Annotated in this window: 17 protein-coding genes and 1 riboswitch; of the genes, 15 read left to right on the forward strand and 2 right to left on the reverse strand. The window is 68.5% G+C overall.

Annotated elements, in window-relative coordinates:
* Positions 1 to 253: 253 nt before the first annotated feature.
* The 15 genes from VHAB30_RS12210 (at position 254) to VHAB30_RS12280 (ending at position 17,411) form a co-directional block, all read left to right on the forward strand.
* Positions 254 to 1,114: a lytic transglycosylase domain-containing protein gene (locus VHAB30_RS12210; protein ID WP_062481551.1), complete on the forward strand. Its 861-nt coding sequence runs from the start codon at positions 254 to 256 to the stop codon at positions 1,112 to 1,114.
* A gap of 49 nt (positions 1,115 to 1,163) precedes the next feature.
* Positions 1,164 to 1,290, forward strand: a riboswitch (ZMP/ZTP riboswitch).
* Positions 1,291 to 1,328: 38 nt separating this feature from the next.
* Complete coding sequence (gene glyA / locus VHAB30_RS12215; RefSeq protein ID WP_139705484.1) at positions 1,329 to 2,573, forward strand: serine hydroxymethyltransferase; 1,245 nt, start codon at positions 1,329 to 1,331, stop codon at positions 2,571 to 2,573.
* Between the two features lie 33 nt (positions 2,574 to 2,606).
* Positions 2,607 to 3,050, forward strand: a complete 444-nt coding sequence (gene nrdR / locus VHAB30_RS12220; RefSeq protein WP_007836918.1) for a transcriptional regulator NrdR — start codon at positions 2,607 to 2,609, stop codon at positions 3,048 to 3,050.
* A gap of 28 nt (positions 3,051 to 3,078) precedes the next feature.
* Complete coding sequence (ribD, locus tag VHAB30_RS12225; RefSeq protein WP_159277185.1) at positions 3,079 to 4,209, forward strand: bifunctional diaminohydroxyphosphoribosylaminopyrimidine deaminase/5-amino-6-(5-phosphoribosylamino)uracil reductase RibD; 1,131 nt, start codon at positions 3,079 to 3,081, stop codon at positions 4,207 to 4,209.
* 86 nt (positions 4,210 to 4,295) lie between these two features.
* A complete protein-coding gene (locus VHAB30_RS12230; RefSeq protein ID WP_159277186.1) occupies positions 4,296 to 4,958 on the forward strand; it encodes a riboflavin synthase in 663 nt (220 codons plus the stop codon).
* Entirely contained in the window at positions 4,955 to 6,109 is a 1,155-nt protein-coding gene (ribBA, locus tag VHAB30_RS12235) for a bifunctional 3,4-dihydroxy-2-butanone-4-phosphate synthase/GTP cyclohydrolase II (protein ID WP_159277187.1), read from the forward strand. The genes VHAB30_RS12230 and ribBA overlap by 4 nt, the downstream gene beginning before the upstream one ends.
* 6 nt (positions 6,110 to 6,115) lie before the next feature.
* Entirely contained in the window at positions 6,116 to 6,577 is a 462-nt protein-coding gene (ribH, locus tag VHAB30_RS12240; protein ID WP_056582067.1) for a 6,7-dimethyl-8-ribityllumazine synthase, read from the forward strand.
* Positions 6,574 to 7,104: a transcription antitermination factor NusB gene (gene nusB, locus VHAB30_RS12245; RefSeq protein ID WP_062481565.1), complete on the forward strand. Its 531-nt coding sequence runs from the start codon at positions 6,574 to 6,576 to the stop codon at positions 7,102 to 7,104. The genes ribH and nusB overlap by 4 nt, the downstream gene beginning before the upstream one ends.
* Positions 7,101 to 8,288, forward strand: coding sequence for a pyridoxal phosphate-dependent aminotransferase (locus VHAB30_RS12250; protein ID WP_159277188.1), 1,188 nt, complete (start codon positions 7,101 to 7,103; stop codon positions 8,286 to 8,288). Before nusB ends, VHAB30_RS12250 begins: the two co-directional genes overlap by 4 nt.
* Positions 8,285 to 8,743, forward strand: a complete 459-nt coding sequence (gene ybgC / locus VHAB30_RS12255) for a tol-pal system-associated acyl-CoA thioesterase (protein ID WP_070060388.1) — start codon at positions 8,285 to 8,287, stop codon at positions 8,741 to 8,743. Before VHAB30_RS12250 ends, ybgC begins: the two co-directional genes overlap by 4 nt.
* Positions 8,740 to 9,462: a protein TolQ gene (gene tolQ / locus VHAB30_RS12260; protein WP_159277189.1), complete on the forward strand. Its 723-nt coding sequence runs from the start codon at positions 8,740 to 8,742 to the stop codon at positions 9,460 to 9,462. Before ybgC ends, tolQ begins: the two co-directional genes overlap by 4 nt.
* 34 nt (positions 9,463 to 9,496) lie before the next feature.
* Entirely contained in the window at positions 9,497 to 9,934 is a 438-nt protein-coding gene (locus VHAB30_RS12265; RefSeq protein ID WP_070060386.1) for an ExbD/TolR family protein, read from the forward strand.
* Positions 9,935 to 9,937: 3 nt separating this feature from the next.
* Complete coding sequence (tolA, locus tag VHAB30_RS12270) at positions 9,938 to 10,864, forward strand: cell envelope integrity protein TolA (protein ID WP_159277190.1); 927 nt, start codon at positions 9,938 to 9,940, stop codon at positions 10,862 to 10,864.
* A gap of 92 nt (positions 10,865 to 10,956) precedes the next feature.
* Positions 10,957 to 12,195: a M48 family metalloprotease gene (locus VHAB30_RS12275; RefSeq protein ID WP_159277191.1), complete on the forward strand. Its 1,239-nt coding sequence runs from the start codon at positions 10,957 to 10,959 to the stop codon at positions 12,193 to 12,195.
* Positions 12,192 to 17,411 (forward strand): AAA domain-containing protein, encoded by a 5,220-nt coding sequence (locus tag VHAB30_RS12280; RefSeq protein WP_159277192.1) that lies wholly within the window; start codon positions 12,192 to 12,194, stop codon positions 17,409 to 17,411. Before VHAB30_RS12275 ends, VHAB30_RS12280 begins: the two co-directional genes overlap by 4 nt.
* Here the strand turns inward: VHAB30_RS12280 and VHAB30_RS12285 are convergent.
* Positions 17,395 to 17,766, reverse strand: coding sequence for a YgiW/YdeI family stress tolerance OB fold protein (locus tag VHAB30_RS12285; RefSeq protein ID WP_083259096.1), 372 nt, complete (start codon positions 17,764 to 17,766; stop codon positions 17,395 to 17,397). The two genes, VHAB30_RS12280 and VHAB30_RS12285, sit on opposite strands and share 17 nt — an antisense overlap.
* A 95-nt stretch (positions 17,767 to 17,861) precedes the next feature.
* Positions 17,862 to 21,380, reverse strand: a complete 3,519-nt coding sequence (gene dnaE, locus VHAB30_RS12290; RefSeq protein WP_159277193.1) for a DNA polymerase III subunit alpha — start codon at positions 21,378 to 21,380, stop codon at positions 17,862 to 17,864.
* Positions 21,381 to 21,429 lie beyond the last annotated feature (49 nt).

Below are 21,429 nucleotides of genomic sequence, written 5' to 3' on the forward strand. Positions count from 1 at the left end.
GAAACCAAATCCTTATGCTTGACCGTGTATTTAGCCACGATAGAATCCCGCCTGCCCTTGCTGCCGGACGCAGCAGGGCCTCCCTGAATCCGCTGCCGAATTCCACCGGCGTGATCAGGCCGCCGCGCTCCCTACCCCACACCCCCTCCATGCGCGGAGCCTGATTCGTACATACCAATCCAAGCGCCGCTGCCTTCATCCACCGCCCTTTCAGGCGCTGCATGCCAGGTGCCGCACAGAAAGGAAAAAAGCGATGAGCAAGGCGTTTGATGCCACAGCCCGCGGGCTACGGACCTTCGTGTCCGATGTGGCAGACGGCTTTTTTGAAATCACCCACAACGGGTTTGCGCTGGTCGGCCTGGCCATCGTGTTCGCGGCCCTCGCCCTCGTGGCGCGTCCCGACCTGCGCAAGACCGGCGAGGAACAACTGATGGGCTGGCTGCAGTCGCGCAAGCCCGCGCCCGAACCCACCGACCTGGAGCCGACCGCCATCGAGCGCACTACGGCCGCAAGCCCTGACGAGCTGCCCAAGCAGCAGGCGGCGGTGGCCTACTGGCTCAGCAAGAAGTACCGCGTCGCGGCCGAGCCGCTGAGCGTACTGGTTTCCGAGGCCTACCAGATCGGCAAGCGCACCAAGCTCGACCCGACGCTGATCCTGGCCATCATGGCCATCGAGTCCAGCTTCAACCCGTTCGCGCAAAGCCACGTCGGCGCCCAGGGCCTGATGCAGGTCATGACCCGCGTGCACGGCGACAAGTACGAAAGCGCGGGCGGCACGCTCACCGCCTTCGACCCCGTGACCAACATGCGCGTCGGCGTGAAGGTGCTGCAGGAATGCATCGCCCGCGCCGGCTCGCTCGAAGGCGGCCTGCGCTACTACGTGGGCGCCGCCAACCTCGACGACGACGGCGGCTATGCCGCCAAGGTGCTGGCCGAACACGAGCGCCTGCGCCAGGTCGCCGCCGGCCGTGCGCCGTCGACGATGGTCGTGCCGCCGCCGACCACGGCGCGCGCACAGCCGATCCCGGTCGTGGCGCCGGCCAAGCCCGCGGGTGAAGAGCCCGCCACCGGCAGCGAGCCGGCCAAGGTCGCCCTGCTCTCCGCAGTTTCCTGAGGCCTTGCCGGCCCTCCCGGCCTGGATGCGTGCAGGCCTGCGCTACACTCGGCCTGTACGCGACTGGCGATAGGCGCAGCACCCTGAAAAAGGTGCCACGCGCTGACGTGGAATACCACTGGGAAGCGTGCCGCCTGACCACAACAGGCGTTCAGCCGTTCGCCTGGGCAGCCCTTGTTTGGTTGAACAAGGACCTCGTCTTCAAAGGACTGCCATGTACCAACGCAATATCCTGGTCGAACAGACCGATCCCGAAATCTGGGCCGCCATTCAAGCCGAAAACGCGCGCCAGGAACATCACATCGAGCTGATCGCCAGCGAGAACTACGCCTCGCCGGCCGTCATGGCCGCCCAGGGCTCGCAGCTCACTAATAAATACGCCGAAGGCTACCCAGGCAAGCGCTACTACGGCGGCTGCGAGCATGTCGACGTGGCCGAGCAACTGGCCATCGATCGCGTCAAGCAGATCTTCGGCGCCGACGCCGCGAACGTGCAGCCGCATTGCGGCGCCTCGGCCAACGAAGCCGTGATGCTCGCCTTCCTGAAGCCCGGCGACACCATCATGGGCATGAGCCTGGCCGAAGGCGGCCACCTGACCCACGGCATGCCTCTCAACATGAGCGGCAAGTGGTTCAACGTGGTGAGCTACGGCCTGGACGCCAATGAAGCCATCGACTACGACGCAATGGAACGCAAGGCGCATGAGCACATGCCCAAGCTGATCATCGCGGGCGCCTCGGCCTACTCGCTGCACATCGACTTCGAACGCTTCGCCAAGGTCGCCAAGGACGTCGGCGCGATCTTCATGGTCGACATCGCCCACTACGCCGGCCTCGTGGCCGCGGGCGTGTACCCCAACCCGGTGCCGCACGCCGACATCGTGACCTCGACCACGCACAAGAGCCTGCGCGGCCCGCGCGGCGGCATCATCCTGATGAAGTCGCAGCACGAGAAGGCGATCAACAGCGCCATCTTCCCCGGCCTGCAAGGCGGCCCGCTGATGCACGTGATCGCCGCCAAGGCCGTCGCGTTCAAGGAAGCCCTGACGCCCGAGTTCAAGGCCTACCAGCAACAGGTGGTCAAGAACGCCCAGATCGTGGCCGACACCCTCACCGCGCGCGGCCTGCGCATCGTGAGCGGACGCACCGAAAGCCACGTCATGCTGGTCGACCTGCGTTCCAAGGGCATCACCGGCAAGGAAGCCGAAGCCGTGCTGGGCGCCGCCCACATGACGATCAACAAGAACGCGATCCCCAACGACCCGGAAAAGCCGATGGTCACCAGCGGCGTGCGCATCGGCACCCCCGCCATGACCACGCGCGGCTTCAAGGACGAAGAGGCCCGCATCACGGCGAACCTGGTGGCCGACGTGCTCGAGAACCCGCGCGACGCGGCGAACATCGACGCGGTGCGCGCCAAGGTCCACGCCTTGACGAGCCGCTTCCCTGTCTACCGTTGATTTCGTAAATAGAAGAAGAGAAGCACTGGCCGCATGAAATGCCCTTTTTGCGGTCATCTCGAAACGCAGGTCGTCGAGACCCGCGTTTCGGAAGACGCCGACTTCGTCCGCAGGCGCCGCCAGTGCAGCGCCTGCGACAAGCGCTTCACCACGTATGAGCGCCCAGACGTCAATTTCCCCGTCGTGGTCAAGAAGGACGGCAGCCGCGCCGACTTCGACTCGACCAAGGTCCGCGCCTCGATGATGCTGGCGCTGCGCAAGCGCCCCGTGAGCATCGAGCAAATCGACAACGCCCTGCTGCGCATCGAACAGAAACTCCTGGCCAGCGGCCTGCGCGAAATCGATTCGACGAAAGTCGGCGAGCTCGTGATGCGCGAACTCAAGAAACTCGACAAGGTCGCCTACGTGCGCTTTGCCTCGGTGTACCGCAGCTTCGAGGACGTGGACGAGTTCCGGCAGCTGCTGCGCGACATCTGACCCCCGAGAAGGCGTGAACGAACCCGGCATGTCCTCTTCCCAACACGACGCCTCCCACATCGCGACCGCTCTGCGGCTCGCCGCCTCCGCGATCCGCCTGACCGACCCGAACCCGCGCGTCGGCTGCGTGCTGTGCGACGCCGACGGCCACGTGATCGGCCAGGGCCACACGCAACAGGCCGGCGGCCCGCATGCCGAAGTGATGGCGCTGCGCGACGCGCAGGCCCAAGGCCATTCGACTGCGGGCGCCACCGCCTACGTCACGCTCGAACCCTGCTCGCACCACGGCCGCACCGGCCCCTGCTGCGACGCACTGATCGCCGCCGGCGTGCGCCGCGTCGTGGCCTCGCTCGCCGACCCGAACCCGCTCGTGGCGGGACAAGGCTTCGAGCGCCTGCGTGCGGCGGGCGTCGAGGTCGAAGTCGGGCCGGGCGCCGACGAATCCCGCGAACTCAACATCGGCTTCTTCAGCCGCATGATCCGCAAGCAGCCTTGGGTTCGAATGAAGATCGCCGCCTCGATCGACGGCCGCACCGGCCTGCACAACGGCGTGAGCCAGTGGATCACCGGCGAGGCCGCGCGCGCCGACGGCCACGCCTGGCGGGCCCGCACCGGCGCCGTGCTGACCGGCGTCGGCACGCTGCTCGAAGACAACCCGCGGCTGGACGTGCGCCTGGTCGAAACGCCGCGCCAGCCCCACCTCGTGGTGGTCGACAGCCACCTCCAGACCTCGCCCGACGCTCACATTTTCATAGCTGGCCGCGCCGTCTGGATCTATGCGGCCAGCCGGCACAACGAAGAAAAGGCGGCCGCGCTCGAAGCCCGCGGCGCCACCATCACCTGCCTGCCCAACCTGCACGGCAAGGTCGACCTGCCCGCGATGCTCCAGGACCTCGCGGCACGCGGCGTCAACGAGCTGCATGTCGAATCGGGCCACAAGCTCAACGGCTCGCTGCTGCGCGAAGGCTGCGTGGACGAACTGCTGGTGTACCTGGCGCCCAAGCTGATCGGCAGCGGGCTCGACATCGCCAGCCACCTGCATGCCGAAGGCCCGCTCACGTCGCTCGCAGGCGCGCTGCCGCTCGAATTCAAGTCGGTGGACATGCTGGGGCCCGACCTGCGCATCGTCGCGCGCGTCGCCGGCCGCGACCGCTTCTGAGCCGCCGCGCACGCGGCGCGGCACATTCGCAGCCGCAAACCGGCCCTTCGGGCCGAAGACCCCTCGATGTCTGCGAAAATGTGGAAATGTTCACCGGAATCATCACCGGCGTGGGGCGCATCGCCGCCATCCACGACCTCGGCACCTCCTCCTCCTACGGCAAGCGACTCAGCATCGAGGTGCCCGACGGCTACCTCGACGACGTCGGGCTCGGCGACAGCATCGCGCTCAACGGCGCCTGCATGACGGTCACCACGCTCGCACCTGAACGCGGGCAATTCACCATCGACATTTCCGCGGAGTCCCTCGACAAGACGGCCGGCCTGACCGACGAAGGCAGCCGCATCAACCTCGAGAAGGCCCTGCGCGCGAGCGACCGCCTCGGCGGCCACATCGTCTCGGGCCACGTGGACGGCATCGGCCACGTGAGCTTCTTCGCGCCGGTCGGCGAAAGCTGGGAGCTGCGCGTGGTCGCACCGCCCGCGCTGGCGCGCTTCCTGGCCTACAAGGGCTCGATCACCATCAACGGCGTGAGCCTCACGGTCAACAGCGTGGCTGACATCGAAGGCGGCGCCGAGATCAGCATCAACCTGATCCCGCACACCGTGGAAAACACCTCCCTCGGCGGCCTGAAGGCCGGCTCGAAGGTCAACCTCGAAATCGACACCGTGGCGCGCTACGTGGAGCGCATGCTTCAGGCCGGCATGCTCACCCCCTCTCCTACGTCTCCCAAGGACACTTCGAAATGAACGCCTCCGTCACGCCGATCGGCGCCCCGCGCGCCGACCGTGCACCCGCACCGATCTCCCCGGTCGAAGACATCGTGGCCGAGCTGGCCGCCGGCCGCATGGTCATCCTCGTGGACGAGGAAGACCGCGAGAACGAAGGCGACATCGTCATCGCCGCCGACCACATCACCGCCGAATCCATCAACTTCATGGCCCGCCACGCGCGCGGCCTGATCTGCCTCACGCTCTCGCGCGAGATGTGCGAGCGGTTGCAGCTGCCGCCGATGGTCCAGCGCAACGGTGCCAAGCATTCCACCGCCTTCACCGTCTCCATCGAGGCGGCCGAAGGCGTGACCACCGGCATCTCGGCCGCCGACCGCGCCCGCACCGTGCAGGCCGCCGTGGCACGCAACGCCGTGGCCGCCGACCTGGTGCAGCCCGGCCACATCTTCCCGCTGCAGGCGGTGGACGGCGGCGTGCTCATGCGCGCCGGCCACACCGAAGCCGGCTGCGACCTCGCCGCCATGGCCGGCTGCTCGCCCGCCTCGGTGATCTGCGAGGTGATGAATGAAGACGGCACGATGGCCCGCCTGCCCGACCTGCAGATCTTCGCGGCCGAGCACGGCCTCAAGATCGGCACCATCGCCGCGCTCATCGAGCACCGCAGCCGCGTCGAATCGCTGGTCGAAAAAGTCGGCTGCCGCGAAATCCAGACCAACTGGGGCACCTTCACCGCCCACGCCTTCGTCGACAAGCCCAGCCGCGGCGTGCACCTCGCGTTGGTGCGCGGCCAGTGGGCGCCTGAAGACACGGTGTCGGTGCGCGTGCACGAGCCGCTGTCGGTGCTCGACGCGCTCGAAGTCAACCGCCCGATGCACTCCTGGAGCCTGGACGCCAGCCTCTCGCACATCGCGAACGAAGGCAAGGGCGTGGCCGTGCTGCTGAACTGCGGCGAAACCGCGGCCGAGCTGCTTGCGCAGTTCGACGGCACCGCACGCCCCGCGCAAGCGCCCGAGCGCGGCCGCATGGACCTGCGCAACTACGGCATCGGCGCGCAGATCCTGCGCGAATGCGGCGTGCACAAGATGAACTTGCTCGGCGCGCCGCGTCGCATGCCGAGCATGGCCGCCGGCTTCGGCCTCGAGATCGCCGGTTACCTCACGAAAGACTGAACGACCATGCAAGGTTCCAACAAGGGCGAGATCACGCTCAACGGCAAAGGCCTGCGCATCGGCATCGTGCAGGCGCGCTTCAACGCCGACATCACCGACGCACTGGCCGCGGCCTGCCTGTCGGAGCTCGAGGCGCTCGGCGTGGCTGCGTCCGACATCCATCATGTGCAGGTGCCCGGCGCACTCGAAGTGCCGGTGGCGCTGCAGGCGCTCGCCGAGCGCGGCGGCTACCACGCGCTCGTGGCACTGGGCTGCATCATCCGCGGCGAGACCTACCACTTCGAACTGGTGGCCAACGAATCGGGCGCGAGCGTGAGCCGCGTCGCGCTCGACTACCGCCTGCCCATCGCCAACGCGATCCTCACGACCGAAAACCTCGAACAGGCCGTCGCCCGCCAGACCGACAAGGGCCGCGACGCAGCCCAGGTGGCGGTCGAGATGGCACAACTGCTGGCCACCCTTTCATGACCGAAGACACCTCCAAGTCCGCCAAGCCCCGCCAGTCGCGCACCGGCCTCACCAGCACGGGCGCACGCAAGGCCGCGGCCAAGTCGAACCGCAGCCGCGCACGCGAGTTCGCGCTGCAGGCGCTCTACCAGCACCTGGTGGGCCGCAACGACCCGACCGACATCGACCACTTCACGCGCGACCTCGCGGGCTTCCACAAGGCCGACGCGGCGCACTACGACGCGCTGCTGCACGGCTCGATCAACGGCGCCGAACAGCTCGACGCGCTGATCCTGCCGCTGCTGGACCGCAAGTTCGCAGAGATCTCGCCCATCGAGCACGCCGTGATGTGGATCGGCGTGTACGAGTTCCAGAACTGCCCCGACGTGCCCTGGCGCGTGGTGCTCAACGAGTGCATCGAACTCGCCAAGGAATTCGGCGGCACCGACGGCCACAAGTACGTGAACGCCGTGCTCAACGGGCTGGCACCGCAGCTGCGCCCACTTGAAGTGGAAGCCGACCGGGCCACCGGCAAGGCGCGCCCATGAGGATCTCGACGCGCGCGCAGCGCATCGAACCGTTCTACGTGATGGAAGTGGCCAAGGCGGCCGGCGTGCTGGCCCGCGAAGTGGCCCACACCGACCGTCCGATGATCTTCCTGAACATCGGCGAGCCTGACTTCACCGCCCCGCCCCTGGTGCAGGAAGCGGCCGCCCGCGCCGTGCGCGCCGGCGCCACGCAGTACACGCAGGCCACCGGCCTCGATCACCTGCGCGAGCGCATCAGCGGCTGGTACAAGCAGCGCTTCAATGTCGACGTGCCGGCCCGCCGCATCGTCGTCACGGCCGGTGCCTCGGCCGCGCTGCAACTGGCCTGCCTCGCGCTGATCGAATCGGGCGACGAGATCCTGATGCCCGACCCGAGCTACCCCTGCAACCGCCACTTCGTGAGCGCGGCGGACGGCAAGGCCGTGCTGGTGCCGACCACGGCCGAGGAGCGCTTCCAGCTCACCGCCGCCAAGGTCGAGGCCGCCTGGACCGACAAGACGCGCGGCGTGCTGCTGGCCTCGCCCTCGAACCCGACCGGCACCTCGATCGCGCCCGACGAGCTGCGCCGCATCCACGAGGTGGTGTCGCAGCGCGGCGGCATCACGCTGATCGACGAGATCTACCTGGGCCTGTCGTACGACGATGCCTTCGGGCAGACGGCGCTGGCCATCGACGACAACGTCATCAGCATCAACAGCTTCAGCAAGTACTTCAACATGACGGGCTGGCGCCTGGGCTGGCTGGTGGTGCCTGAAGTGCTGGTGCCGGTGGTCGAGCGCCTGGCGCAGAACCTCTTCATCTGCGCGAGCACGGTGTCGCAGTACGCCGCGCTGGCCTGCTTCGAGGCCGAGAGCATCGCCGAGTACGAACGCCGCCGCGCCGAGTTCAAGGCGCGCCGCGACTGGTTCATTCCGCAACTGAACGCGCTGGGCCTGAACGTGCCCGTGGTGCCCGACGGCGCCTTCTACGCCTGGGCCGACTGCACGAGCGTGGCCGACAAGCTCGGCATCTCGGGCAGCTGGGACTTCGCCTTTGAGACCATGAAGCGCGCCCACCTGGCCGTGACGCCGGGCCGCGATTTCGGCACGGCCGAAACCGCGAAATTCGTGCGCTTCTCCACCGCCAGTTCGATGGCGCACCTGCAGGAATCGGTCGAGCGCCTGCGGGCCATGATCGCCTCATGAGTTTCGAGTTTCCGATTCGCGTCTACTGGGAAGACACCGATGCGGGCGGCATCGTGTTCTATGCCAATTACCTGAAGTTCATGGAGCGCGGTCGCACCGAGTGGCTGCGCTCCCTGGGCGTCGAGCAGCGCAAGCTCAAGGAAGCCACCGGCGGCCAGTTCGTGGTGAGCGAAACGCAGCTCAAATACCATCGGCCCTCGCGGCTGGACGACGAACTGCTGGTTACAGCCGAGCTGCGGCAACTGGGCACCGCGTCGTTGATAATCGGTCAGCGCGTGCTATCAAAAACAGAGCAAGAACGCACCGGGGCCGCGGCACCGGTCTTGCTGTGCGAAGGCACGATCCGCATCGGCTGGGTGGACGCCGCCACCTTGCGCCCTGCGCGCATTCCGGCCCAAGTTTCGGGAACCCTCGAGCACTCCAGCGGCTCCATGACTCAACCTTTCAAGCCATGAACCAAGATCTCTCCATCATCAATCTCCTGCTCCACGCCAGCTTCGTGGTGCAACTGGTCGTGCTGCTGCTGGTGATCGTGTCGGTCGCCAGCTGGGCCGCCATCATCCGCAAGTACTTTGCCCTCAAGCGCATCCGCGTGCTCAACGACGACTTCGAGCGCGAGTTCTGGTCGGGCACCAGCCTGAACGAGCTGTTCGCCTCGGCGGCGCAGAACGCCAAGTTCGCCGGCCCCATGGAGCGCATCTTTGCCTCCGGCATGCGCGAGTACCAGAAGCTGCGTGAGCGCCACGTGACCGACGCGGCCACGCTGCTCGACGGTGCCCGCCGCGCCATGCGCGCGAGCTTCCAGCGCGAACTCGACGCGGCCGAGCAGAACCTGTCGTTCCTGGCCACCGTCGGCTCGGTGTCGCCGTACGTGGGCCTCTTCGGCACGGTCTGGGGGATCATGCATGCCTTCACCGGCCTGGCCGCCCTCACGCAGGTGACGCTGGCCACCGTGGCGCCCGGCATCGCCGAAGCGCTGGTGGCCACGGCCATCGGCCTGTTCGCCGCCATTCCCGCGGTGGTGGGCTACAACCGCTTCGCGCGCGAGATCGACAAGATCGCCATCGCCCTGGAGACCTACATCGAAGAGTTCTCCAACATCCTGCAGCGCAACCTCTCGGCCAACCCCGGCGCCGTGACGCCCGCCGCCTCAGTCAACGCCGCGAACCGCTGAAGAGCGGCGCGCACAAGACAAAGGACGCGACGACATGCCCGCCGTTTCATCCCGGGGCCGCGGCCGCCGCACGATCAACGAGATCAACATGGTCCCGTTCATCGACGTGATGCTGGTGCTGCTGATCATCTTTATGGTCACGGCCCCGCTCATCACGCCGAGCGTGATCAACCTGCCGACGGTCGATCGGGCCAACAAGCAGCCGGACAAGCCCATCGAGATCGTCATCAAGAGCGACGACGAAGTGCAGATCAAGAAAGACCCGTCCACCGGCACCGGCGGTGCGTCGATCCCCATGACGCAGATCGGCTCGGCCGCCAAGGCCGCGCAAGGCGGCGACGCCCAGCGCCCCGTGGTCATCAGCGCCGACAAGTCGGTGAAGTACGAAACCGTCGTGAAGGCGATGAACCAGCTCAAGCGCAGCGGCATCGAGCGCGTGGGGCTGTCGGTCACGACCACGGGCGGCAAATAAGGCATGTCGCTCGCCCTGGATCGCCCCGAGTTCGCGCCGCCGCCGCAACGCGGCACGCCCCGCGCGGTTGCGCTCGCCCTCATTGCCCACGCGTTGCTGATCGCCGCCCTCACCTGGGGCGTGCGCTGGCGCAGCGAAGCCGACGATGGCGCAGTCGATGCAGAGCTGTGGTCCACCACGGTGATGCAGGCCGCCCCGCGCCTGTCGGTGCCGGAGCCGCCGGCGCCCGTGCCTGCACCGCCGCCACCTGCGCCCGCGCCGCCCCCGCCGCCTCCCCCGGCCGTCAAGCCGCCCGAGCCGGCGCCCGCCCCTGCGCCCGACATCGCGCTGGAGCGCGAGAAGAAGCTCAAGGAACAGAAGGCGCAGAAGGAGCGCGAGCTCGAGCAGCAGCGCGTGCAGCAGCAAAAGAAGAAGGAGCTCGAGGCCAAGGAGCGCGCCGAGGACGAAGCCGAGCGCAAGAAAGAACAGCAGAAGAAACTGGCCGAGCAGAAGAAGCAGCAGGAAGCCGAGGCCAAGCAGGCCGAAGCGAAGAAGGCGGAGGCGGCTGCCAAGCAGGCCGCCGCCGACCGCGCTGCGACGCTCAAGCGCATGCAGGGCCTGGCAGGCGCCAGCGGCAGCGACGATGCCAAGGGCAACGCCCAGCGTTCGTCCGGTCCGTCCAGCGGCTACGCCGGCCGCATCGCTGCCGCCGTGCGCCCGAACATCACCTTCCCCGATGCCGACAGCGTGAACGGCAACCCCGAGGCCGAGTTCGAAGTGCGGCTGGCACCCGACGGTACCATCGTCGGCGTCAAGCTCGCCAAGTCCAGCGGCCTGCCCGCCTGGGACGAAGCGGCCGAACGCGGCCTGCGCAAGACCGACAAGCTGCCGCGCGACACGGACGGGCGCATCTTCCCTTCGCTGATCGTCACGCTCAAGCCCAAGCGCTGACACTCGCAATCACCTACATCGTGGGTGATTGCAAGCGACACCACCCGCTCGTTTAGGATCGTCGGCAACTCATTGTTGCTGGCGCTCCTGACATGGTCGACTCTTTCCCTGCCGTTCGCCTCCAAGACCTGACGCCGCTGCCCTACCAGCAGGCACTGGCCGCCCACCTCCAGGCGAACGAACCCGAGGCCTGGCGCTGGGCCGCTTCGGCCGAAGCGCGCGAAGAACACACGGCCGCCATGCGTGCCGAATTGCTGCGCAGCGCCTACCGCCTCGACGCCGACGCGCACCCCGACCTGCACGCCGACGCCACCCTGGCCGCGCAGCGACTGGGCGTCACGGCGCGCATCACGCTCTACCAGGCCCCGTCCGGCGACGGCGCGGCCATGAACGCCGCGATCTACGTCGTGCCGGGCGAGGCGCACATCGTGCTCTCGGGCCCGCTGCTCGAAAAGCTGCAGCCGCCCGAGCGCCAGGCCGTGCTCGGCCACGAACTGGCGCACTACCTGCTGTGGGAGCGCGACGGCGGCAAACACCACGTCGTCGACCGCCTGCTGCACGCCACGGCGGCCGACCCGCGCGCCGACGCGAGCCACCTGCAGGCCGCGCGGCGCCATGCGCTGTACACCGAGGCCTTCGCCGACCGCGGCGGCTGCGTGGCCTGCGGCGCGCTCGAGCCCGCCGTGAGCGCGCTCATCAAGATCGAGACCGGCCTCACGCAGGTCAACGTGGCGAGCTACCTGGCGCAGGCCGAGGAAATCTGCGCCGACCCCAACAACAAGGCGCTGCAGACGCGCGGCGTGAGCCACCCCGAGGTGTTCGTGCGCGCCCGCGCGCTGCGCCTGTGGGCCGGCCGCGAGCACGACGCCGACGAATGGCTGGCCGCCGCGCTCGAAGGCCCGCTCGACCTGGGCACGCTCGACATGCTCGGCCAGCAGCGCGTGAGTGCGCTCACGCGCGGCACCCTCGCGCAGCTGCTGCAGCGGCCCGTGCTGCAGTCGGAATCGCTGCTGGCGCATGCGCGCCGCTTCTTCCCCGACTTCGCGCCGCCCACCTCGGCGATGCCGCCGCCCGAGTCCGCGCCCGCCGGCCTGCACGACTACCTGGCCAGCGTGCTGGTCGACTTCGTCGCCGCCGATCCCGAGATGGACGACGTCACCCTCGCCGCCGCGCTGGGCCTGGCCGATGCGCTCGGCTGCGACACGCCCTTCGAACAGCGCGTGCTGAAAGACCTGGGTCTGTCCAAGCGCAACTTCACCCGCGTCAAGCGCGACGCCGCCGCCCTGCTCGACAGGGCCGCCACATCTTCTTCGCAGGCCGCCGCCGCATGACCCTCGCTCCCGCCCCGCTCCTGCAACTCCTCGCCACCGCCGAGGCCCACGGCGGCCTGCAGACCGACGACGTGCTCAAGCTCGTGCTGCCGCTGCTGCGCGAAGTCTCGGCCCTGCACGAACACGGCCACGTCGCGGCGCTCGGCAACGCCTTCGCCTACCGCGTGACCGAGGTGCCCGCCGAACCCGCGCTGGCGCTGGCCCAGCCCGACGGCACCGCGCCGCGCCGCCACCCCGAGGCCATCGCGCCGCTCGAACAACCCGCCGCCTCGGTGCTGCGCGTGGTCGGCGAAACGCGCCTGACCGTCGATGCCGACGCCGGCGTGGCGCTCGAGAACCTCGCGGTGATGCCCGAGGCCGGCCCCGACACCGTGCCCACGCGCCCCGTCTACCTGCCCGGCTACGCCGCGTGGGAACTGCGCCTGGGCCACCACGACGCGCTCGGCGACATCCTGTGCCTGGGCCAGGTGCTGGCCAGCCTGTCGTGCGGGCTCGACTTCACCGACGGCGACGACCTGACCCGCTTTGCCACGCACCGCGGCAACCTGTTCGAGCTGAACCGCCGGCTGCACCCGGTGGTGGCCGCCGTGATCTTCGAGATGACCGCGCTCGACCGCCACGAGCGCGCACGCGACCTGCCCTCGGTCATCCGCCGCCTCGAGACCTACCGCGACCAGCCCGTGGACCTCGGCCTGGACCGCATCGCACCCGCAAGAGACGGCGCGGGCCAGCGCCGCCAGGCGATCCAGCTGCACCTGCGCGACCGTCTGTTCGACCTCTCGCGGCGCAACCGCCTGCTGTACTTCAAGCCGACGCAGGCGCATGTGAACCTCACCGTCGCCAGCGTGCCGCTGGTGGTCGACCTCAACAGCATCCGCACCGACCAGCTGTGCGTGTGGGACGGCCGCTTTGCCGCCGACATCGCGCGTTGCGACCCCGTGCCGTTGGCGCGCTGGCTGCGCTTCGAAGACCAGCCCTACCTGCCCGGCGCGCTCGACCGCATCCTGCAGGAGGCACGGCGCGACCGGGCCGAGTACGGCTTCTCGCAGCTGTCGCTGGTGATCGCCTTCCTGCGCTGGCACAACCTCAAGGAGGGCGAAGCCGAACGCGCCGAGCGCATCGCCTCGCCGCTCCTGATGCTGCCGGTGGAGCTGACGCGCAAGAAAGGCGTGCGCGACCAGTACCTGCTCGAAGCCTCGGCCAGCGAGGCGCAGGTGAACCCCACGCTGCGCCATCACCTGCGCCAGCTCTACGGCATCGCGCTGCCCGAGGCGGTGGACCTGCGCGAGACCTCGCTCGAACAGTTCCATGCCCAGCTGTCGGCGCAGATCGCGCAGAGCGAGCCCGGCGTGCAGCTGCGGCTCGTGAAGCAGCCCGAGATCGCCGTGATGCACCAGCGCGCGCGCCAGCGGCTCGAGCAGTTCAAGCGCCGCACCCGCGTGCGCTCGCCCTCGGCGGTGCCGGTGGCCGCGCAAGACTTCAGCTACGCGCAGGACGACTTCCGCCCGCGCGGGCTGCAGCTGTTCCATGCGCGCGTGCGCCCCGTGCCGCTGCCGGTGCGCGAAGCCGTCGGCGGTGCACCGCAGCCGCGCGCGCCGCAGATGGCGGCCGCCGCGGTCGACGACACCGAGCGCAAGACCTTCGCGCTGCGCGAGAGCAGCGGCAACCCCTACCAGTGGGACATCGACCTCACGGCCGTGACGCTGGGCAATTTCAACCACCGCAAGATGTCGCTGGTGCGCGACTACTCGGGGCTGGCCGAGTCCGACCTGGCGAGCGAGGCCTTCGACCGCGTGTTCTCGCTGCAGCCGCGCCGCGTCGACGCCGAGACGCTGCCCGCCCTGCCGCTGGCCGACCAGTGGCCCGTAGTGCAGGCCGACGCCACGCAGACCGCCGCGGTGGCGCTGGCGCGCACCGGCACCAGCTACATCATCCAGGGCCCGCCGGGCACGGGGAAGTCGCAGACCATCACCAACCTGATCGCCGACTACGTGGGCCGCGGCCAGCGCGTGTTGTTCGTCTGCGAGAAGCGCGCCGCCATCGACGTCGTGTTCCACCGCCTGCGCCAGCAGGGGCTGGACGAGCTGTGCTGCATGATCCACGACTCCCAAGGCGACAAGAAGGCCTTCGTGCAGAACCTGCGCAAGACCTACGAGCTGTGGCTCGAAGCGCCCGGCACGCTGGCGCAGGAAAGCGCCGAGCGCACGCAGGTGCTCGACGCGATGGACCTCGACCTGCGCGCGCTCGAGCGCTTCGACGCCGCCATGCACGACGTGCCCGAGCACATCGCCGTGACGCTACGCGAGCTGCTCTCGCGGTTGGTGGCGCTCAAGGCCGGTGACCCGTCGCTCACGCCGCTGCAGGCCGAGGCGCTGCCCGCCTTCGCGGCCTGGCGCCGGCATGCGGAGCTGGTGTCGCGCCTGCACCTGGCCGTGACCGAAAGCCTGGGCGCGCCCAGCTTCGCGCAGCATGTGTTCGCACAGCTCGCGCCCTCGCTGCTGGCGCAGGAGAAACCGCTGGCGCGGCTGGTCGAGCGCAGCGAACGCGCCATCGACCTGAGCGCCCCCTGCCGCGATGCGCTGATCGACGCCTGGCCACCGCTGGCCGAGGCCGGCGTGCTGTGGCGCGATGCGCTGGCCGTGGTGGCCGATGCGCGCAGCGTCGCCGCGCTGGCCGCGCGCGGCCAGCTCGCGCTGCTCGATGCGGCGCACCCGAGCAGCCTCGCACTCGGCAATGCCCTGAACGAAAGACGCACGCTGCAGCAGGCGCTCGACGCGCAGCTGCAGCGCACCGCCCACTGGCGCGACAAGCTCTCGCCCGGCGACACCGAAGCCGCGCTGGCGCAGGCCCGCACGCAGCAGGGCTCGCTGCTGCGCTGGCTGCAACCCTCGTGGTGGCGCCTGTCGGGCGAACTCAAGCGCCGCTACGACTTCGCCGCGCATGCCGTGCGCCCGCAGCCCAGCCAGATCCTCGAAGACCTGCGCGCCGAACAGGCCGCGCGCACCGCGCTCGACCAGCAGGCGGCGCGCCTCGAGGCCGACTACGGCTGCACCGACGCCGAGGCTTTCGCGCAGCAGCTGCAGGCGATGCGCGGCATCGACGCCGGCGCCGGCCTGCGCGCGGCGTTCCAGGTCCACCTGCGCACCGACGCGGGCCGCCGCAGCGTCGAGCAGTTCGTCGCCGCCGCGCCGCGCGTCGACACGCTCGACGCCCTCTGGCGCGACCTGCTGCACGACGCCGGCACGCAACCGCTGGACGCGCTCGACGCCCTGGCCCGCACGCTGCGCGACCAGGCCGACGCGCTGCCGTCGGTGCTCCAGCCGCTGCAGGAACTGGCCGATGCCGACCCGGCCGTGGCCGCCGCGCTGCGCACCCTGCCGCTGCCGCCCGAGGCCATCGAGTACGCCGTCGCGCGCGAAGGGCTGGAGCGCGTGTACCGCACCGAACGCTGGCTGCCGCGCTTCGACGGCGCCACGCTCGCACGCCATGCGCAGCGCCTGGGCGAAGGCGAACGCAAGCTGCTCGAACGCAATGCGCGCACGCTCGCCGCCGGGGTGCGCCAGCGTTTCCGCGACCACGTGCAAAAGAGCGCCCTGCCCGCCAGCCAGCTCGACGCCGACGGCAAGGTCTTCAAGAAGAGCTACAACGCGGGCCGCCGCGAGCTCGAGCACGAGTTCGGCAAGACCATGCGCTACAAGGCGATCCGCGAACTGGCCAGCGGCGACACCGGCCGCGTGGTGCGCGACATGAAGCCCATCTGGCTCATGAGCCCGCTGTCGGTGTCCGACACGCTGCCGCTCGCGGCCGACCTGTTCGACGTGGTGATCTTCGACGAGGCCAGCCAGATTCCAGTGGAAGAAGCCGTGCCCGCGCTGTACCGCGCGCCGCAGATCATCGTGGTGGGCGACGAGATGCAGCTGCCGCCCACGAGCTTCTTCTCGTCGGGCCGCGATGCCGAGGAAGACACCGTATCGGTGGCAGGCGAGGATGCAGAGAACGGCGAGGAAGGTGAACGCATCGCCGTGGTGCTCGACGCCGACAGCCTGCTGAACCAGGGCGCGCGCAACCTGCCGGCTACGCTGCTGGCCTGGCACTACCGCAGCCGCTACGAATCGCTCATCGGTTTTTCGAACGCGGCCTTCTACGCGGGCAACCTGTACACCATTCCCGACCGCAGCCTGCCCGCGCCCGAGCGCGGCGAGATCGTGGTGCAGTCGCGCAGCCCGACGGACGAGTCCGTGAAGGCGCAGGTCGATGCCCTGCTCTCGCGTGCCATCAGCTTTCACCGCGTGGCCGATGCGGTGTACGAGAACCGCATCAACGATGGCGAGGCACGCCATATCGCGCAGCTGGTGCGCGAACTGCTCAAACGGGAGACCGGGCGCAGCCTCGGGATCGTGGCGTTCTCGGAAGCGCAACAGGGCGAGATCGAGGAGGAGCTGAACGCGCTCGGTGCGGTCGATGCCGACTTCGCGGCGCGGCTCGAAGCAGAGTACGTGCGCGAGGAAGACGACCAGTTCTGCGGCCTCTTCATCAAGAACCTGGAGAACGTGCAGGGCGACGAGCGCGACATCATCATCCTGAGCATCTGCTACGGCCCCAACCCCGAGGGCCGCATGCTGATGAACTTCGGCCCCATCAACCAGCGCGGTGGCGAGAAGCGGCTGAACGTGATCTTCAGCCGCGCCAAGCACCACATGGCGGTGGTCTCGACCATCCGCCACGAGGCGATCACCAACGACCACAACGAAGGCGCAGCGGCGCTGAAGAACTTCCTGCGCTATGCCGAGTGCCTGTCACGCGGCGACGAGGACACGGCGCGGCGCGTGCTCGAAGGCATGAACCCGCTGGCGCGCGGCCACGTGGCGCGGCACGCACGCGCGGACGAGGTCACGGCGCAGATCGCGCAGGCGCTGCGCGCACGCGGCCATGCGGTGGACGAACAGGTGGGGCAGTCGCGTTTTCGCTGCGACCTCGCGGTGCGCGCAGCGGGCCAGGGCCACTATGCGCTGGGCCTCCTCGTGGACGGTGCGGCGCAAGAAGGCACGCGCCACAACGTGCTGGAACGCTATGTCTCGCGTCCGCGCATCCTCGATGCTTTCGGCTGGCAGGTGATGCAGGTGCTGGCCAAGGACTGGCTGCACGCCCCCGAGGCCGTGCTCGACCAGGTCGAGCAGGCGCTCGGGAAAAAGGCCGGGGTCAGCGCAGGACGGTGATGACGCGCTTCACGTCGAGTTCGGTCTTGCCGGTGAGCCGGTCCTTGTCGAACTCGCCGCTGAGCTCGACGCGCACCTTGTCGTCGATCTTCACGCCCGGCGGGAAGTACTTGGCGTCGATCTCGACCTTCAGGCGCCCCGTGTCGTCGGCAAAGGTGTAGTGCTCGCCGCCGTCGTGCGAGACGATGAAGCCGCGCACCGTGGCGTGCTGGTCGTCCTGGCCGGTCTCGATCAGCTGCTTGACCGTCAGGTTCGGCACCGAGCTCGGGCCGGCGTACTGGGCCCAGGCCGCGGCCATGGGCAGCGCCACGCCGAACGTCAACGCGGTGGTCTTGAGGATCTTCTTGAAATGCATGCGGTCATTCCTCCTGTGAGTGGCCCAAGGCCAGGTTGCAACAGACTGATGGACCGCGTGCAGGCCCCGAGGTTCCCCGGGGCCGCGCGATCCGATCAATCGTAGATGACCTGCGCCTTGCCCGCTTCGGCCTGCGCGGTCCAGCTCGCGAGCGCCGCATCGGTCGGGAAGAACTTGGCGCGCTCGCCCAATTGCAACTCAACCTGCGCCCCGCCCCGCGCCATCGACAGACGCACGGGCAGGCCGTGCACCAGGTCGCCGACCTCGGTCTGCTCGGTGCGCGCCGGAAAGTCTTTCAGGAGGCGCGCGATCTCGGGCACCTTGCCGTTGACCGCCACGCGCAGGAACTTGCCGAAGCGGCAGCGCGCCGAGGCCAGGTCCCACACCTGCTGCACCTGGAAGCGCGCTTCGAAGCCGCCGCGTGCGGGCTGCAGCTTGCCGCTCACGATGACGAGTTCGTCGTCCTTCAGCGTGTTGCGGTTGGCGTTGATGAGCGCCTCGTCGGCCGTGGCGTCGATGGACTCCGACTTGTCGTCCAGCTTGAAGATCGCCAGCCGGCCGCGCTGGCCGTTGATGACGCGGAAGTCGCTCACGATGCCGGCGATGACCTGCGGGTCGCGGCTGTCGAGCAGGTCGCCGATCTCGCGCTTGCAAAAGCGCCGCACCTCGTGCGAGACCTCGTCGAAGAGGTGGCCCGACAGGTAGAAGCCGACGGCCGTCTTTTCGAAGGTCAGGCGTTCCTTCACGCCCCAGGGCGTGGCGTCGACCAGGTCGGGTTCCTGCGTGGCCGAGCCGTGCTCGCAGTCGCCGAAGATGTCGGCCTGCGAGGCGTTGGCCGCCGTGGCAATGGCGAACTCGAAGGCACGGTCGACCGAGGCGATGAGCGAGGCGCGGTTCTGCTGGATGGCATCGAACGCGCCGGCCTTGATGAGCGCTTCGACCGTGCGCTTGTTGATGCGCTGGCGGTCGATGCGCACGCAGAAGTCGTACAGGCTCTTGAACGGCCCGCCCTCTTCACGCGCCCGCACCACGGCCTCGACCGCGAGCTGGCCCGTGCCCTTCACGGCGCCCAGGCCGTAGCGGATGATCCGGTTGGTGACCGGCTCGAAGCGGTAGTTGCCGCGGTTCACGTCCGGCGGCTCGAAGGTGATGTTGAAATTCTTCTGGGCGTCTTCGAACAGCAGCTTGAGCTTGTCCGTGTCGTCCATTTCCACGGTCATGTTGGCGCAGAAGAACTCGGCCGTGTAGTGGACCTTGAGCCAGCCCGTGTGGTACGCCAGCAGCGAGTAGGCGGCGGCGTGCGACTTGTTGAAGCCGTAGCCCGCGAACTTCTCCATCAAGTCGAAGATTTCGTCGGCCTTGTCCTGCACGATGCCGTGCGTGGCCAGGGCGCCCGCGCGGAACTTCTCGCGGTGCTCGGCCATTTCCTCGAGCTTCTTCTTGCCCATCGCGCGGCGCAGCAAGTCGGCGCCGCCCAGCGAGTAGCCGCCCAGGATCTGCGCGGTCTGCATCACCTGCTCCTGGTAGACCATGATCCCGTAGGTCTCGGAGAGCATTTCGGCCACGGCCGGGTGCGGGTACTCCACGTCTTCGCGGCCGTGCTTGCGCGCCACGAAGCTGGGAATCAGGTCCATCGGGCCCGGGCGGTACAGCGCGTTCAGCGCGATCAGGTCTTCCAGGCGCGTGGGCCGGGCGTCCTTCAGCATGCCCTGCATGCCGCGCGATTCGAACTGGAACACGGCCTCGGTCTTGCCGTCGGAGAACAGGCGGTAGGTCGGCCCGTCGTTCAGCGGGATGTTCTCGAACGCGAAGTTCTCCTGGCCCTTGTGGCGCTTCATGATGAACTCGCGCGCGATCTCCAGGATCGTGAGCGTGGCCAGGCCCAAGAAGTCGAACTTCACGAGGCCGATGGCTTCGACGTCGTCCTTGTCGTACTGGCTCACGGCCGATTCGCTGCCGGGCTGCTGGTAGAGCGGGCAGAAGTCGGTGAGCTTGCCCGGCGCAATGAGCACGCCGCCGGCGTGCATGCCGATGTTGCGGGTCATGCCTTCGAGCTTCTGCGCGAGCTCGACCAGCATGCGGACTTCTTCTTCCTTCTCGATGCGCTCCGCCAGCTGCGGCTCCATCTCGATGGCGTAGTTGTTCTTGTCGCCCTCGATCTTGGTCGCGGGCGGGTACTGCAGCGTGACCGACATGCCCGGCTTGTTCGGAATCAGCTTGCTGATGCCGTCGCAGAACATGTAGCTCATGTCGAGCACGCGGCCCACGTCGCGGATGGCCGCGCGCGCGGCCATGGTGCCGAAGGTGGCGATCTGGCTCACGGCGTTGCGGCCGTACTTGTCCTTCACGTAGTCGATCACGCGGTCCCGGTTGCCCTGGCAGAAGTCGATGTCGAAGTCGGGCATCGAGACGCGTTCGGGGTTCAGGAAACGTTCGAACAGCAGCTTGTATTCGAGCGGGTCGAGGTCGGTGATCTTCAGCGCGTAGGCCACGAGCGAGCCCGCACCCGAGCCCCGGCCCGGGCCCACGGGGCAGCCGTTTTCCTTGGCCCACTTGATGAAGTCGCCCACGATCAGGAAGTAGCCGGGGAAGCCCATGTTCAGGATCGTGTTGATCTCGAACTCCAGGCGCTCCACGTAGCGTGCCCGTTCGGCCTCGCGTTTGGCTTCGTCGGGGTACAGGTGCTTCAGCCGCACCTCCAGCCCGTCGAACGACTCCTGGCGGAAGAATTCGCCGATCGGCATGCGCACGCCTTCGCTGATGAAGGGCGTGGGAAAGTCCGGCAGCTGCGGCTTGCCGAGCACCAGCGTGAGGTTGCAGCGCTTGGCGATCTCGACCGTGTTGGCCAGCGCGCTCGGCACGTCGGCAAAGAGCGCCTGCATCTCGGCGCTCGACTTGAAGTACTGCTCCTCGGTGAACTTGCGCACGCGGCGCGGGTTGCCGAGGATTTCGCCTTCGGAAATGCACACGCGGGCCTCGTGCGCCTCGTAGTCCTGGCGTTCGGCGAACTGCACCGGGTGCGTGGCCACCACCGGCAGCTTCAGGCGGGCGGCGAGCTTCACGGCGGCGATCACGTGCGGCTCGTCTTCCGGGCGGCCGGCGCGCTGCAGCTCGATGTAGAAACGGTGCGGGAACATGCCCGCCAGTTGCAGCGCCAGTTCGGCGGCGCGCTCTTCCTGGCCCTGCAGCAGCGGCTGCCCCAGCGGCCCGGCCTGCGCGCCCGACAGCGCGATCAGCCCGCCCTGCAGCTCCTGCAGCCATTCGAGCTTGCAGGCCGCCTGCGACTGGCCGCGGCTCACGTTCTGCGTCCAGGCCCGGGCCAGCAGTTCCGACAGGTTGAGGTAGCCCTCCATACTCTGCACCAGCAGAATGAGGCGGGTCAGCGCGCCGGGCTCCTTGCCCAGCCCGTCGATGAAGATTTCAGCGCCGATGACGGGCTTGACGCCCTTGCCCCGGCCCTGCTTGTAGAACTTGACCGTCCCGAACAGGTTGTTCAGGTCGGTGATGGCCAGCGCGGGCTGCTTGTCGGCAGCGGCGGCCTTGATGACTTCGTCGATTCGATTCGTGCCATCGACGACGGAAAACTCGGTGTGCAGACGCAGGTGAACAAACATCCGTCGATTGTAGGAAGCCGCCCTCCACGATGTGGTGTGGCGATCCCTA

Source organism: Variovorax boronicumulans (assembly GCF_009811375.1).
GTDB lineage: Bacteria > Pseudomonadota > Gammaproteobacteria > Burkholderiales > Burkholderiaceae_C > Variovorax > Variovorax boronicumulans.

What these genes read in the sequence shown, in the direction of transcription:
- VHAB30_RS12210 (WP_062481551.1), top strand. Translation starts at nt 254, where the DNA reads ATGAGCAAGGCGTTTGATGCCACAGCCCGCGGGCTACGGACCTTCGTG.
- glyA (WP_139705484.1), top strand. Translation starts at nt 1,329, where the DNA reads ATGTACCAACGCAATATCCTGGTCGAACAGACCGATCCCGAAATCTGG.
- nrdR (WP_007836918.1), top strand. Translation starts at nt 2,607, where the DNA reads ATGAAATGCCCTTTTTGCGGTCATCTCGAAACGCAGGTCGTCGAGACC.
- ribD (WP_159277185.1), top strand. Translation starts at nt 3,079, where the DNA reads ATGTCCTCTTCCCAACACGACGCCTCCCACATCGCGACCGCTCTGCGG.
- VHAB30_RS12230 (WP_159277186.1), top strand. Translation starts at nt 4,296, where the DNA reads ATGTTCACCGGAATCATCACCGGCGTGGGGCGCATCGCCGCCATCCAC.
- ribBA (WP_159277187.1), top strand. Translation starts at nt 4,955, where the DNA reads ATGAACGCCTCCGTCACGCCGATCGGCGCCCCGCGCGCCGACCGTGCA.
- ribH (WP_056582067.1), top strand. Translation starts at nt 6,116, where the DNA reads ATGCAAGGTTCCAACAAGGGCGAGATCACGCTCAACGGCAAAGGCCTG.
- nusB (WP_062481565.1), top strand. Translation starts at nt 6,574, where the DNA reads ATGACCGAAGACACCTCCAAGTCCGCCAAGCCCCGCCAGTCGCGCACC.
- VHAB30_RS12250 (WP_159277188.1), top strand. Translation starts at nt 7,101, where the DNA reads ATGAGGATCTCGACGCGCGCGCAGCGCATCGAACCGTTCTACGTGATG.
- ybgC (WP_070060388.1), top strand. Translation starts at nt 8,285, where the DNA reads ATGAGTTTCGAGTTTCCGATTCGCGTCTACTGGGAAGACACCGATGCG.
- tolQ (WP_159277189.1), top strand. Translation starts at nt 8,740, where the DNA reads ATGAACCAAGATCTCTCCATCATCAATCTCCTGCTCCACGCCAGCTTC.
- VHAB30_RS12265 (WP_070060386.1), top strand. Translation starts at nt 9,497, where the DNA reads ATGCCCGCCGTTTCATCCCGGGGCCGCGGCCGCCGCACGATCAACGAG.
- tolA (WP_159277190.1), top strand. Translation starts at nt 9,938, where the DNA reads ATGTCGCTCGCCCTGGATCGCCCCGAGTTCGCGCCGCCGCCGCAACGC.
- VHAB30_RS12275 (WP_159277191.1), top strand. Translation starts at nt 10,957, where the DNA reads ATGGTCGACTCTTTCCCTGCCGTTCGCCTCCAAGACCTGACGCCGCTG.
- VHAB30_RS12280 (WP_159277192.1), top strand. Translation starts at nt 12,192, where the DNA reads ATGACCCTCGCTCCCGCCCCGCTCCTGCAACTCCTCGCCACCGCCGAG.
- VHAB30_RS12285 (WP_083259096.1), bottom strand. Translation starts at nt 17,766, where the DNA reads ATGCATTTCAAGAAGATCCTCAAGACCACCGCGTTGACGTTCGGCGTG.
- dnaE (WP_159277193.1), bottom strand. Translation starts at nt 21,380, where the DNA reads ATGTTTGTTCACCTGCGTCTGCACACCGAGTTTTCCGTCGTCGATGGC.